The following is a 12,949-nucleotide window of genomic DNA, read 5'->3' on the forward strand; positions in this document are numbered from 1 at the left end:
CGCGAGGCGACACCGGGGTGGCGAAGCTACTCGCCGGAGGGAAGATCGCCGAGGTAGATGAAGCCGTAGCCTTCGTCGCGGAAGCGCACGCCGGCGGCCCGCAGGGCATCGCCCCAGTCGCCGCGGCAGTCCGGATCGGCGGCTTCCGAACCGTGGTCGGCGGTCAGCAGGAACGCGGTGTCGGCCAGCAGGCCCCGCTCGGCCAGCAGGTCGAGGAAGACACCCAGCCGTGCGTCCGCGTCCCGCAGGGCGGCCCGGGACTCGGGCGAATAGGGGCCGCCACCGTGGTGGCCGGTGTCGGTGACGGTGGTGTTCCACCACATGACGTCGGGCGGGACGGCATCCGCGGCCCACAGCTGTAGGATCTGGGTGAGGCCGAGCGCGTCGACCCGGCTGGACCACGCGTAGTCGGGATCCCGGTTCGCCCATTCGGCGTCGCTGTGCGGATCACCCTCGACGGGGGGCAGGTAGTCGCCCATGTCACCGGCGCCGCTGGCGGAACCGGCCGCGCGGACCAGGCCGAACGTCGAGTAGTGCGCGCCCCGGTCGACCGGCTCGTTCACACAGGCGGTCACCGCCGCCGGACGTGCCCGGAGCACGGCCTCGAAGAGCGTCTCGACGCCGTCGCGGAGCTGTTCACAGGCCGCGTGCCAGGTCTTCACGTCGTTGACGATCACCTGACGACCGACGGCGCGGTCGAAGTAGACGTTGTGCAGGATGCCGTGACGGCCGGGGCCTACGCCGGTGAGCGCGGAGGTGTGGTTGGTCAGCGTCACGCTGGGGAACTCGGCGATGGCACCGCCGGTCAGCGCCGTGCCTTCGGCGAGCAGCCGGGCGACGTTCGGCAGTACGCCGGTGCCGGCCAGATGCAGCAGATCGTTGCAGTTGGCGCCGTCCCACAGCAGACCGACGACGTGGCGTGCGACACCGGCGGTGACGATGTCGGTCAGCGCCGTACCCTCGGCCCCGGGCAGGCTCGCCGAGGCGAGAACGGCGAGGGTCGGGGCGATGTCGATGACCCGGGCCACGCCCTCACGCAGGCCGCGCGCACGCACACCCGCGCCGGAGAGCAGCAGGGGGGCGCGGGACTGGCCGGCGTCCAGCGAGCCGTGTTCACCGAGATGACCGCCGCGCTCCGGCCAGTAGTGGCCCGGGGTGTGCACGACGATCAGGTCGGGTGAGCGGGTGGCGTCGCCGAACGCGGACAGCAGCCGCCGGCCGGCGAACGGATAGGCGTTGCGTTCGTTCGGCGGGGACGGGTCGGCCAGGGCGTTCGCCAGGGGCACGCCGTGCAGCGGATCCTGCGAGACCAACGGGTCACGCCCGGAGCGCACCTCCCAGGGCCCGTCCGGTGTGGCGGTGGGCAGGCGGGCCGACCCGGCCGCGTTCGCGACATACAGCCATGGCGCGTCGACCCAGGCGACCAGGTCGACGACCGCGGCGAGTTCCGGCGCGGTGAGTGCGGCGACCGCCCGCCCCAGCTCGCCGGACCCGTCGGCACGGGATGCCGCGCGGTGCGCCGGGACGCCCGGGGATCGCGGCCCGACGGCACGGTCGGGTTCGGGTTCGGCGGCGAGCCCGGCGCCCGCCGCCGCGAGCGACGGCTCGGCCAGGGACGGCTCGGCCAGGGACGTCGACTCGGGGGTGGATGGGGCTCCGGTCGACAGCGGGTAGACGCGATCGCGACTGGGCACGGGGAAACCCTATCCGGGTGCCCCCGTCAGGCGAGGAAATCCACAGCCAACACCGGCGGGCGGAACACCGACTGCTCGGTGTTCCGCCCGCACCCAGGTGGCTTGGCCGCGGCCGCTGGCAGCCGCGGCCATGTTCAGGCCGCGACCCGCCGAGACGATGGCCCGTTCAGGCCGCGACCTCCTCGGGGCGGACCTTGCGTGGCCGGCCGCGGGGGCGTTTGCGCGGGACGACGGTGCCGGTCACCACCAGCTCGCCACCCCACACCCCCCACGGCTCGCCCCGATCGAGGGCCGCGGTCAGGCAGGCCGCCCGGACCGGGCAGGTGTGGCAGACGGCCTTCGCGGTCTCCACGTCCGCCGGGGACTCCGCGAAGAACATTTCGGGATCGACGTCCCAGCAGGGCAGAACGAGCCGATCCTGCTCGATCCGGGCGACGATCATGTGATCGAACACCGGGGTGTCACCTCCGACACGGTTTGGCTTCGAGCGGATGGATGGAAGGAAGCGAAACGACAAAGAGCCGCGATCCCCATCGGGATCGCGGCTCTCGTGTCAGCTCCGGAGCGCTTACTCCGGATGCGGATCGAGGACGTATCCCGATGTGAGGTGACGGTTCGTGGACAGCTGGCCAGCGGTGTTCCCGGTGACCTGGCGATGCTTCGTGAGCAGCGCAGCGGTGCCCGACAGCGGTGCGACGGGTGCCTGCTGGGCGGCGAACACAGCCGTGGCGCTCGGCCGGGCCGCGCCTGATGTGGCCGCCAGCACCATGGGGGTGATGGACATGCCGAGAACCCGACCGCGGACACCCGCCGGCACGCCTGCATCGGCCATGCCGATGGTCGACAGGGCGGTATAGAGGGCGTGCGCGAGCGCCGGACCAGCGCCGATCTCCGTGCTCTGGAGGCAGGCCGCGGACAGCGGGCCCTGCTCACGGATGACCTCGCTGCTCACTCTGTTCGCCAGAATGTTCACCATTGCGAGATCACCTCGATTCTCCGGAGGGCCGGTGGCGCATGGCAGCCAGTCGGCGTCTGTGGGGCGTCGGTGTAACCGTAGAAGGCCTTCGCGAGAACCTCAACGTATTTTCTGTGTCGCGAGTATGACACGTTGCGTCACAAGGGTGGAGCCGTGCTCACGGCGTGGCGCGGTCGGCCACCAGGGCGAGCACCGCCGTGCCGTACCGGTCGAGCTTGGCCTGGCCGATCCCGGGGATCCGGACCAGTTCGGCGACCGTGCCGGGTCGGCATTCGGCGATCGCACGCAGGGTCGCGTCGGTGAGGATGACGAACACCGGCATGCGGGCCTCCTTCGCGGTGGCGGCCCGCCAGACCCGCAGGCGTTCGTACAGCGCGGCGTCCACGTCACCGGGGCACTGGGCGCACCGTCCGACCCGCGCCGACGCACCGGTCAGCGACTGACCGCAGACCCGGCAGCGCACCGCGGAACGCCCCCTGGTCCGGGTCCGAGCCGCGTCCCCGGGTCCCCCGGAGCCGGGCGCCCCGCCCGTCCCGTCCGATCCCGGCGACCGCTCCGCAGCCGGGTCAGTCGAGGCGTCCCGTCCGGTGGCTCCGCCGCCGCCCCGGGAACCACTCGAGCCAGCGGCACCACCGAAGCCACCGGTACCACCGGAGCCACGGCGTGCGGGGCGTAGCTCGTCCAGGAAACGGGATGGGCGGCGGACCCGGCTGGCTCCCTGGGTGCGCGCCAGCGACCATGACAGGACCAGCTGGGTGCGGGCACGGGTGATCCCGACGTAGAGCAGCCGGCGCTCCTCCTCGACCTGCTCGGTGGAGCGGGCGTGCACCAGCGGCAGGGTGCCCTCGGTGAGGCCGACGAGGAAGACCGCGTCCCATTCGAGGCCCTTCGCGGCGTGCAGGGTGGACAGCGTCACCCCCTCGACGGTCGGCAGATGCTCGTGGGTGTCGCGATCGGCGAGTTCGGCGACGAACTCGCCGAGACCGGCGGCGGGATCGCGGGCCGCGAGATCCTCGGCGAGTCGGTGCAGCGCGGCGAGGTTCTCCCAGCGCTCCCGTTCGGCGCCGGTGCCGACGGCGGCGGTGCCGACGGCGGCGGTGTGCGGGTACCACTGCAGCGCACCGAGGACGTCCGCCACCGCGTCGGCGAGGCCGAGCGGACGGTCGAGGTCGGCGGAGCGGACGGCGGCCCGCAGCAGCCCGGTCGCCTTGCGGACCTCCGGCCGGGCGAAGAACTTCTCCCCGCCGCGCAGCAGACAGGCGATGCCGGCCGCGCCGAGGGCCGACTCGTAGGCCTCCGACTGCGCGTTCGTCCGGTACAGCACGGCGATCTGGCTGGCCGGCAGGCCACGGGCGAGCAGGGTCCGGATGCGGCTGGTGACGGCGGTGGCCTCGTCGGCCTCCGTGTCGCACTCGAGCCACACCGGCGCGGGCCCGGCGGGCGCGGCGGCGACGAGCGCGGCCCGGGGCCCCGCCCCCACCAGCCGGTTGGCCAGGGCCACCACCTGGGGTGTCGACCGGTAGTCGCGCACCAGCCGGACCACCGTCGCCTGCGGATGACGGCGGGGGAACTCGAGCAGGTAACGCGGTGAGGCCCCGGCGAACGAGTAGATCGTCTGATGGGGATCGCCGACGACGCACAGGCTGTCGCGGTCACCGAGCCAGGCGTCGAGCACCCGCTGCTGGAGCATGTTGACGTCCTGGTACTCGTCGACGACGAAGTGCCGGTAGCGGGAGCGGATCTCGCCCGCGACGAAGCCGTGCTCCTCGATCATGGCGGCGGTGAGCAGCAGCAGATCCTCGAGGTCGAGAATGCCGGCCTCCCGTTTGGTCTCCTCGTAGGCGCCGTAGAGCCGACCGATCGTCGCGGCGGTCATCGTCGTCTCGCGGCCCGCCGCCGCGGCCAGGCGCGCGTAGTCCTCCGGGGTGACGAGCGAGACCTTGGCCCATTCGACCTCGGCGGTCAGGTCGCGCAGTTCCGTGCGGTCGGTGCGCAGGCCCAGCCGGGCCGCGGCCCGGGCCATCGTCGGGATCTTGCTCGACTCGAGCCTGGGCAGCGGACCGCCGGCCACCGTCGGCCAGAAGTACTGCAACTGGCGCAGTGCGGACGAATGGAACGTCCGCGCCTGCACCCCCGGCACACCCATCGCCCGCAGCCGGCCGCGCAGCTCACCGGCGGCCCGGGTGGTGAAGCTGACCGCGAGGATCTGATCGGGCGCAACCCCGCGATCCGCGACCATGTGCGCGATTCTGTGGGTGATCGTGCGCGTCTTGCCCGTACCGGCCCCGGCCAGGATGCAGACCGGGCCGAGCGGGGCGGCCGCGGCGGCCCGCTGCTCCGGATCCAGCGCGGCCAGCAGATCGTGGCCGGCGGCCGGGCCCGCCGCGCCGATCTCACGGGACGCGGCGACGGGCGTCGCACCGGGTGGGCCGGCGGGGGCGGCGGCGGCTGGCGCCCCGGGCGCGGCGGTGGGCGCGGGCGGCGGAGCGGTGGGTCCGGACATCCCTCGACACGGTAGTACCGGTCTGGCGCGGGAAGGGACGGCGCCGCCACACTGTTGGAGCATCTGTTGTGTCCCAGTGACTTGGAGGCCATTCGTGCTCACGATCTACACGACTTCCTGGTGCGGCTACTGCGTTCGACTGAAGAGCCAACTGGACCGCGCCGGCGTGGAGTACAAGACCGTGGATATCGAGAACGACCCGACAGCAGAGCAACGTGTCCGCGATGCGAACAACGGGAACGCGACCGTGCCGACTGTGCTCTTTCCCGATGGCACTGTGATGACGAACCCGAGCATCCGCCAGGTCACCGAGAAGGTCACTTCTGCCGCATAACGGATACGTAGAGCAACAACATCCCGGGAGTTCTTACCTTCCCACCGCACACGCGGCCGGCACGTGGGACGGTGTCCGTCACTGCCCGTGAAGTTTGTGGGAGAGTTCGGCCTGTGTCGTCAGCACCTTCAGAACAGGCGTGGAGCACCGTCGATGCCGCGCTACGGGCGGTTCATGCCCGCGACCAGATGGAGACAGCCTGTTTCGTCGTGGTTTCTGCGACGACCGTGGGCTATCTCCGGCTGGCGGGATCCTTCGCCGGTCTCGAGGTGGGAACCCACTATCCCCGCGCCGACAGTGTCATCGCCCGCATGCTCGACGGTGCCCCCGCGGCGGCGTCCGGGGTTGGTCCCGGGCATCCCGCGGCCGACACCGCGGAGCATCGTCTGTTGGGGGTGCGCAGCTATCTCGCGACGCCGGTCCTGCGTCCAGATGGCCGACTGCTCGGTGTTCTCGTCAGCCTGGACCATGGCGAGGTGCCTGTGACCACAGAGAATCGTGCCCAGGTACGTGGGATCGCCGACGAACTGGCGGCCTCCGGTCACGTACCGGTGTCCGTTGGCTCGGCGTCCGATACCGACGGCCCCGTGGCCGCGATGTCGGCGGCGGCCACGGACCTGTCCGACGCGGTCGCGGTGGCCCCAACGGGCGATCCAGCCGAGTCGGGGGCCCCCACACGGGTGTCCCTGACCACGGATCTCCCACCCGAATCCGTCGCCCCGCCCACAGGCGTCCCACGCACCGACGTCTCCCCTACAGACGCCCCACCTGCGGACGTCCCGCAACCGCACGCTGACGTCCCGCATACCGACGCCCCACCTGTCGACGCCCAGCAACCGCACGCCGACGTCCCGCACGCCGAGCGGACGCACGCCGAGGCGACGGCTGGCGGCGGGCCCGCGGTGGGTGTGCCCTCCGGTGCCGGGGCGGCGACCTCCGCCGGCCGGGGGGCACCCGTCGCCGGCGCCGCACATCCACGACCGGGCCGGATGCCGACGCCGCAGACCATCGCGCGGGCGGTGCGCCCCGGCGGGCCGGCTCGGACCACGCCGCCGCGTCCGGTCCAGCCGGCGGCCGCGGCCGGATCGGCCGGCCCGTCGAGTGCTGGACGGGGGACGAACGCGGCTGCCACGGCCGCGGCCACGACGGCCGCGGCCCGCCGCCTAGGGGCGGACATGCGGCTGCGGCGGACCTCGGCCGGCTGGGTGGTCGAAGGACCGGGACCGGAGGTACGGCCGGTCGGCGATCTGCTGTCCGCGATGGTCCTGGCCGACCTGCTCGCCGAGGACCTCGCCCCGCCCGGGCGGCCACGCCGCGCCGAGCGGGATCTCGGTGAGATCGAGCAGCTACGGCTGTCCGTCATCCAGCTTGAACATGCGCTGGCCTCCCGCGTGATCGTCGAGCAGGCGATCGGGGTGCTGGCGGAACGTAATCAGATTCGCCCGCGCGAGGCGTTCGAACGGCTGCGGCGCACGGCCCGCGGCATGGGCCGCCGGGTCCATGACCTGGCTCGCCAGGTCGTCGACTCGGTCGGTGACCCACGGGTCGCCCTGCCCGGGGAACTCGGTGGACGCGGCAACGCCGGCGGTCCTGGCGGCCCGGGCGGTACCGGTGGGCCAAGCGGTGCTGGTGGGCCAAGCGGTGCTGGCAGCGGCGGTCCGGGCGGCGTGTCAGGTGGCACCCCCGCGGCTGGCCCGGCCGGCGCCGCGACGTCCCGCGGGCCGGATCGGGCCGGCTCCGGCGGGAGCGCCGCGGTCACCGGTGGGTCCGGCGCCGCCGGGTCAAGCGGGTCCGGGCCGACGCGGCCTGGGCCGGGTGCGGCGGCCGGTGCTACCGGGGTCGCACCTCGACCGGCTCCGCCGAGGTCCCCGTCCGAGCGTCACTGACGCGAACCGGCGGGCGCCACTGACACGGCCAGCGGCGTGCGGTGGTGGTGGTGGGCGCGGCGTCAGGCCGGTGCGATCGGGGCCAGGTCGCCCACGGCGCGGGTGATCCGCTCGCGGTCACCGACCAGGACCGTCACCAGACGGGTCGGTGCCAGCAGGTCAGCCGCCGCCGCCTGAAGGTCCTCGAGGGTGACCTCGGCCAAGGCTCGCGGATGGTCACGCAGGTACTCGACCCCGAGGTCCGCGCCGGCCAGCGCCGACAGGGTGGAGGCAAGGCCCGCGGCGGTGGCGCTGCCCAGTGCCAGGGTGCCGACGGCGTACTGACGTGCCGCGTCCAGCTCCCGCTGGCTGGGCGCCAGCAGCGCGATCCGGCCGAGTTCGTACCAGAGTTCGAGCAGTGCCGGGCCGGTGACTTCGGTGGCGACGTCCGCGGCGATCGTCAGACGGGACCCGGCCAGGTAGTGGTCGATGGAGCTGCGCGGGGAGTAGGTGTAGCCCTTGTCCTCGCGGATGTTGTCGACCAGCCGGGAGCTGAAGTAGCCACCGAAGATCGTGTTGGCGAGCCGTTGGGCCGGCGCCCCGGGTGCTGACCGTGGCAACGCGGCCCCACCGAGGCGGATGTTCGTCTGCACCGCACCCGGCCGATCGACGATCAGGATCGGACCCGGTTCGATCACGGGCAGCGGCGGGGCCGGCGCCGAGAGCTCGCCCGCCCAGCCGCCGAGAGCCGAGGTCACCGCGGTGAAGGCCCGTTCGGCGGCGATGTCGCCGACCAGGGTGAGGATGGCGCCGGCCGGGACCACCCGGCGAGCGTGCAGGGACCGCACGTCGTCCGCGCGCACGGCGGCGACCACGGCCGGGTCGGGGATGCCCTTGGCATACGGATGGTCGCCGAAGATCCGGGCGAGCAGCGCCTCCCGGGCGATCACCGCCGGCTGGCTGCGGGCGACCGCGGTGTCCTCGACGATCCGCTCCCGCTCGCCGGCGACCTCGTCGTCCGGGTAGGTGGCGCCGAGCAGCACCTCGGCCATGATCTGCAACAGCGGCTCGAGGTTCGACGCGAGCGCGGAGCCGACCACGGCGAGCCGGTCGTTGTCGACCCCGGTGGACAGCGCGCCCCCAGGCTCTGCACCTCGATGGCGAGCCCGGTGCGGTCGTGGCGGGCGGACCCGGTGAACAGCGTCTCCGCGAGCACCTCCGCACCGGCGTGGAACTGCGCGCCGGTCCCGGCGAACGGAACCCGCAACCGCACCTCGACGAGCGGCACGCTGGTGCGCTCGACCACGAGCACCCGCAGCCCGTTGGACAGCGTTCGGTCCGTGACCGAGGGCAGGCGCGCCGGCGCTGACGGCCGCACCTCGGGGACAAGAACGGATGTCACGGCTCTCCCGATCTCATGGCTGCTGGTCAGACGGTGGACGGGTCAGGCGGTACTGGGCTGGTCAGGCGGTGGGGGCAGCGCCGGCTTCGAGTTCGAGGACCGAGCGGCCCTGGTCCAGCAGGCTCGCGGCGGCGGCGGTGACCTCGTCGGCGGTGACGGCGGCAAGCTCGGCCGGCAGCTCGTTGACGAGCTCCGGACGGCCACGGCGCAGTTCGTGCACGGCGATCGACATCGCCCGGCCCAGCGCGTCGTCGGCCTCGCGCAGCAGCGACGAGACGACCCGGGCCTGTACCCGCTCCAGCTCGCCGACGACGAGACCGTCGTGTGCCAGGCGGCCGAGTTCCTCGTCCACGGCGGCGAGCACGCCGTGGACGGTCGCGTCCTCGGACTGGCGGGCCTCCAGCGTGAACAGCAGGGGATCACGCTGCTCGAAGGGGCTTCCGAAGGTACCGAGCGAGGCGCGCACACCGGTCACCGAACGGTCGTGTTGGACGAGCCGGCGCTCGAGCCGGCTGGCGTCGCCGTCGCTGAGCACGTCGGCGAGCAGGCAGTAGGCGAGGAAACCGGTCAGGTCGCCGATCGGATCTGGCACCCGGTAGCCGACGGCGAGCGCGGCGCGGGGGGCGAGCCCGGTCGGTGATGCGCTCGCGGCGCTCCTGCGAGCGCACGGGCTCGGCGAAGCTGCCCGGCGCCGGCACGGCGCGGGCGGGGATGTCACCGAAGTAGCGCTCGACGAAGGTGAGCGCTTCCGCCGGATCGAAGTCACCGGTGACGGTTAGCACGGCGTTGCCCGGTGCGTAGAACTTGTCGAAGAAGTCCTCGGCGTCGTCGAGGCTGGCCGCGGCGAGCTCGGTGAAATCGCCGTAGCCGTTGTGCGCGTTGGGAAACGTGTCGAACGCCACCGGCGGCAGGCTGATCCACGGAAATCCGCCGTACGGCCGGTTCAGGACGTTGACCCGGATCTCCTCCTGCACCACGGCGATCTGGTTCTCGAGGTTCTGCTGAGTGATCTTGGGGCTGCGCATCCGGTCGGCCTCGAGGAACAGCGCGAGTTCGAGCGCCCCGGACGGCAACAGCTCGTAATAGTCGGTGTGATCCGGATGGGTGGAACCGTTGAAGATTCCACCGGCGGCCTGGACGTGCTTGGGATGCTCCGCCTTGCCGACGTTCGCGCTGCCCTGGAACATCAGATGCTCGAACAGATGCGCGAAACCGGTGCGCCCCTGCGGCTCCGACCTGAAGCCGACGTCATAGTGGACGCTCACCGCCACCACCGGCGCCGTCCGGTCGGGTGCGAACAGAACACGTAGCCCGTTCCCCAGGCGCACCCGCTCGATCGGATAGCTCGGCACCGGCAAGGACGGCGACGCCGCGCCCTGGCGGGGTCGTACCACCGTCGGCGGCACCACCGCCGGCCTCCCCACGGCCGACCTCACCGCGGCGGAACCGACCGGATCAGGGGCAGGAACAGAGGACGTGGCCACGGATGCCACGCTACTGCCCGCCGCCGCCCCTCGGGCCCGAGCGACGCACACCACCGGACGGATAGCGGACAGGACTTCGGCGCCGCCCCTGACCATCGGGGGTGTGGCGCATGAGATCGGGGGTGTGGCGCATGAGACAGTCTGTTCCCATGGGACAGTTTCCGGCCGGTCTGCCCGGGACGCTCGCCGCAGAGCTTGGCCAGTTGGGCGAAGAGGTCATCCTGGCGATCTCCCGGGAGGTGCCGGCCTACGCCCGTCCGCTGGAGGGCCGGTTCGGCCAGGGCGTGCGCCGCGGGGTCGCCGAGGCACTGCGGCGGTTCCTGGCTGTCGTCGAGGCCGGGCCGCAGCTCGAGCCGAACCTGGCCTCCGGACGTGACGTCTACGTCCGGCTGGGCCGCGGCGAGGTGCGAGCCGGACGTTCCCTGGACAACCTGCTCGGTGCCTACCGGGTCGGTGCCCGGGTGTCCTGGCGGCGTCTGGGTGAGGCCGCGGCCCGCAACGGTGTCGACGCCGCCGGCCTGGTCTCCCTCGCCGAGATGATGTTCGCCTACATCGACGGCATCTCGGCGGCGTCCGCCGAGGGATACGCCACCGAGCAGTTCACCGCCGCCGGTGAACGCGAACGCCTGCTCGACCGGCTCGGTGAGATGCTGCTCACCGGCGCCCCCGTGGACGCCGTCGCCCAGGTCGCCCAGTCGGGCCGGCTGACCCTGCCCGGTCGCCTGGCCGCCGTTCTGATCCCCGCGTGCGTCCCGGCCGGCCCGCCCGCCCTCGACGCGGCGCGTCGCGGGGAACCCGCCGATCCCGCCGTTGCCAGCAGCGCCGGGCATCCTCGGGAGGCTCGGGATCCCTGGGACAGCGGGGATGCCTGGGACGTCGGGGACGCCAGCGATCATGGCGTGCGGGCGTTGCGGCTGCCGGACGGCTGCCCGCGCACGGTCCAGGGCCAGGACACCTGGCTGTTCGTCGGCGCCACCGAACCCGGCCCTGGCCGGGTGGCGCTGACCGCGAGGCTGGCTGGTCTCGGCGCGGTCGTCGGCCCCGCCGTCGTCTGGGCCCAGAGCGCCGCGAGCGCCGCCCGGGCCCGTGACGCCCGCGACGCCCGCGACGCCGGTCGCCTCACCACCACCAGCGCCGCCACCGCCGACCCGCTGTTCACCGACGAGTATCTGAGCGCCCTGCTGCTCGCCCGTGACCCGGGCCTCGTCACCGACCTCGCCACCCGGCTCCTCGCGCCCTTGGACAACCTTCCCAGCCGCACCCGCGAACGCCTCGCCGAGACCCTGTTGCACTGGTTGTCGCTGCGTGGCCAGCGCGGCCTGATCGCCGAGCGTCTGCACATCCATCCGCAGACCGTCCGCTACCGCGTCAACCAGCTACGCGACCTGTTCGGCCCCGGTCTGGAGGACCCCGACATCCGCTTCGACCTCGAGCTCGTCCTACGCGCCGGCGCCGCCGCCCGACCCACCGCTGCCGCCACCGAGCGCTCCACCGCCCCGTTCGATGCCCCGGGTGCCATCGATCGGCCCGTCCCGACCGGCTGACGTCGGCCATCCCGTCCTGGCGCCGGCCGTCCCGTCCCGACCCGGCCCTCCCGTCCTGGCGTGGCTCCGTCCTGGCGTGGCTCGTACCGCTGGCTCGGACGGTGCCCGTTCGGGTCGCGCGTCCGGTACGGTCAGCGGCGTGCGGCTGGGCACCTTCAACGTGATGCACGGACGGTCCCTCGCCGACGGTGCGGTTCGGGCGGAGCGTTTCGTCGAGGCCATCGTCGGGCTGGACGCGGACGTCCTCGGCCTCCAGGAGGTCGACCTCGACCAGCCCCGCTCCGGCCGGCTTGACCTCGCCGCGCTGGCCGCGGGGGCCATGGGTGCCGACGACGGCGACTGGCGGTTCGTCCCCACGGTGTACGGGACGCCGGGGGAGACCTGGCGCCCCGCGGACGTCCCCCGCCCCGCCGGTGAACCGGCCTACGGGATCGCGCTGATCAGCCGGTTTCCGGTGCGGGACTGGCGGGTCATCGACCTCGGCCGGGCGCCGGTACGTTCACCGATCGCCCTACCCGGCGGCGGTCCCGGCGGCCGGGCACGGCTGGTCCTGCTCGACGACGAGCCTCGCCTGGCGGTCGCGGCGACCCTCGACACCGACGACGGTCCGCTGACCGTCGTGACCACGCACCTGTCCTTCGTCCCCGGGTGGAACGCCTGGCAGCTGCGTCGTCTCACCCGCCGTCTCACCCGCCGTCCCGCCGGGGCCGCCACGGCCGCCGAACTCGGGAACCCTGCCGGGACCACCGGGGGCGAGAGCGGCGGCGCTCGGAGCGATGGCGGTGACGGTGAAGGTGACGGCCCGGTCGTCATCCTCGGCGATCTGAACCTGCCCGGTGCGCTGCCCGGTCTGCTCACCCGCTGGCGCCGACTCGCCGCGACCCCGACCTACCCGGCGCCCGCACCCCAGGTACAGCTCGACCATGTGCTCGCCCGCGGCGCGATCGGCGAGGTCCGCGCCGTGCACTGCCAGCGCACCCCCGTCTCCGACCACCGCGCCCTGCTCGTCGACCTCGCCCGCTGACACCACCGGCCGCGATCTGGCCGTGATCCGGGCGGTGCGGGCTCCAGAACCTGTCGTGCGCCGCTCAGTTCGAGGCGGTCGGGACGGGACCGGGGCGCGGTGGTCGGAGACGGGGGTGCGCTG

8 protein-coding genes and 2 pseudogenes are annotated in these 12,949 nt (G+C 73.2%); 4 read left to right on the forward strand and 6 right to left on the reverse strand.

Features of this window, described 5'->3' with window-relative positions; translation table 11 throughout:
* Positions 1-26: 26 nt before the first annotated feature.
* The 4 genes from G6R24_RS00650 to G6R24_RS00665 all read right to left on the reverse strand — a co-directional run bounded on the left by G6R24_RS00650 (position 27) and on the right by G6R24_RS00665 (position 5,173).
* Positions 27-1,694, reverse strand: a complete 1,668-nt coding sequence (locus G6R24_RS00650; protein WP_225437922.1) for an alkaline phosphatase family protein — start codon at positions 1,692-1,694, stop codon at positions 27-29.
* Positions 1,695-1,860: 166 nt separating this feature from the next.
* Positions 1,861-2,148, reverse strand: a complete 288-nt coding sequence (locus G6R24_RS00655) for a WhiB family transcriptional regulator (RefSeq protein ID WP_276511361.1) — start codon at positions 2,146-2,148, stop codon at positions 1,861-1,863.
* Between the two features lie 114 nt (positions 2,149-2,262).
* Positions 2,263-2,670, reverse strand: coding sequence for a hypothetical protein (locus tag G6R24_RS00660; RefSeq protein WP_163547184.1), 408 nt, complete (start codon positions 2,668-2,670; stop codon positions 2,263-2,265).
* Between the two features lie 157 nt (positions 2,671-2,827).
* Positions 2,828-5,173 carry an ATP-dependent DNA helicase UvrD2 gene (locus G6R24_RS00665; RefSeq protein WP_163547186.1) on the reverse strand — a complete coding sequence of 782 codons (2,346 nt, stop codon included), beginning with the start codon at positions 5,171-5,173 and terminating at the stop codon, positions 2,828-2,830.
* 94 nt (positions 5,174-5,267) lie between these two features.
* Between G6R24_RS00665 and G6R24_RS00670 the strand changes: the two genes are divergently transcribed.
* Both G6R24_RS00670 and G6R24_RS00675 read left to right on the forward strand, forming a co-directional pair.
* Positions 5,268-5,507, forward strand: coding sequence for a mycoredoxin (locus tag G6R24_RS00670; protein ID WP_163547188.1), 240 nt, complete (start codon positions 5,268-5,270; stop codon positions 5,505-5,507).
* A gap of 209 nt (positions 5,508-5,716) precedes the next feature.
* Positions 5,717-7,393, forward strand: coding sequence for an ANTAR domain-containing protein (locus tag G6R24_RS00675; RefSeq protein ID WP_225437924.1), 1,677 nt, complete (start codon positions 5,717-5,719; stop codon positions 7,391-7,393).
* Between the two features lie 62 nt (positions 7,394-7,455).
* On the opposite strand, the pseudogene G6R24_RS00680 reads toward G6R24_RS00675, so the two are convergent.
* Both G6R24_RS00680 and G6R24_RS00685 read right to left on the reverse strand, forming a co-directional pair.
* Positions 7,456-8,804: pseudogene (locus G6R24_RS00680) on the reverse strand (M16 family metallopeptidase).
* A 31-nt stretch (positions 8,805-8,835) separates the two neighbouring features.
* Positions 8,836-10,258: pseudogene (locus tag G6R24_RS00685) on the reverse strand (M16 family metallopeptidase).
* A gap of 149 nt (positions 10,259-10,407) precedes the next feature.
* On the opposite strand from G6R24_RS00685, the gene G6R24_RS00690 reads away from it, so the two are divergent.
* Both G6R24_RS00690 and G6R24_RS00695 read left to right on the forward strand, forming a co-directional pair.
* Positions 10,408-11,802, forward strand: a complete 1,395-nt coding sequence (locus G6R24_RS00690; protein WP_338083886.1) for a PucR-like N-terminal domain-containing protein — start codon at positions 10,408-10,410, stop codon at positions 11,800-11,802.
* A gap of 139 nt (positions 11,803-11,941) precedes the next feature.
* The gene (locus G6R24_RS00695) at positions 11,942-12,826 is read left to right on the forward strand and encodes an endonuclease/exonuclease/phosphatase family protein (RefSeq protein WP_163547194.1); all 885 of its coding nucleotides are present in this window, start codon (positions 11,942-11,944) and stop codon (positions 12,824-12,826) included.
* The last annotated feature ends 123 nt before the right edge of the window (positions 12,827-12,949 follow it).

Source organism: Candidatus Frankia nodulisporulans (genome assembly GCF_902806475.1).
Classification (GTDB): domain Bacteria; phylum Actinomycetota; class Actinomycetes; order Frankiales; family Frankiaceae; genus Frankia; species Frankia umida.

What these genes read in the sequence shown, in the direction of transcription:
- G6R24_RS00665 (WP_163547186.1), bottom strand. Translation starts at nt 5,173, where the DNA reads ATGTCCGGACCCACCGCTCCGCCGCCCGCGCCCACCGCCGCGCCCGGG.
- G6R24_RS00690 (WP_338083886.1), top strand. Translation starts at nt 10,408, where the DNA reads ATGGGACAGTTTCCGGCCGGTCTGCCCGGGACGCTCGCCGCAGAGCTT.
- G6R24_RS00660 (WP_163547184.1), bottom strand. Translation starts at nt 2,670, where the DNA reads ATGGTGAACATTCTGGCGAACAGAGTGAGCAGCGAGGTCATCCGTGAG.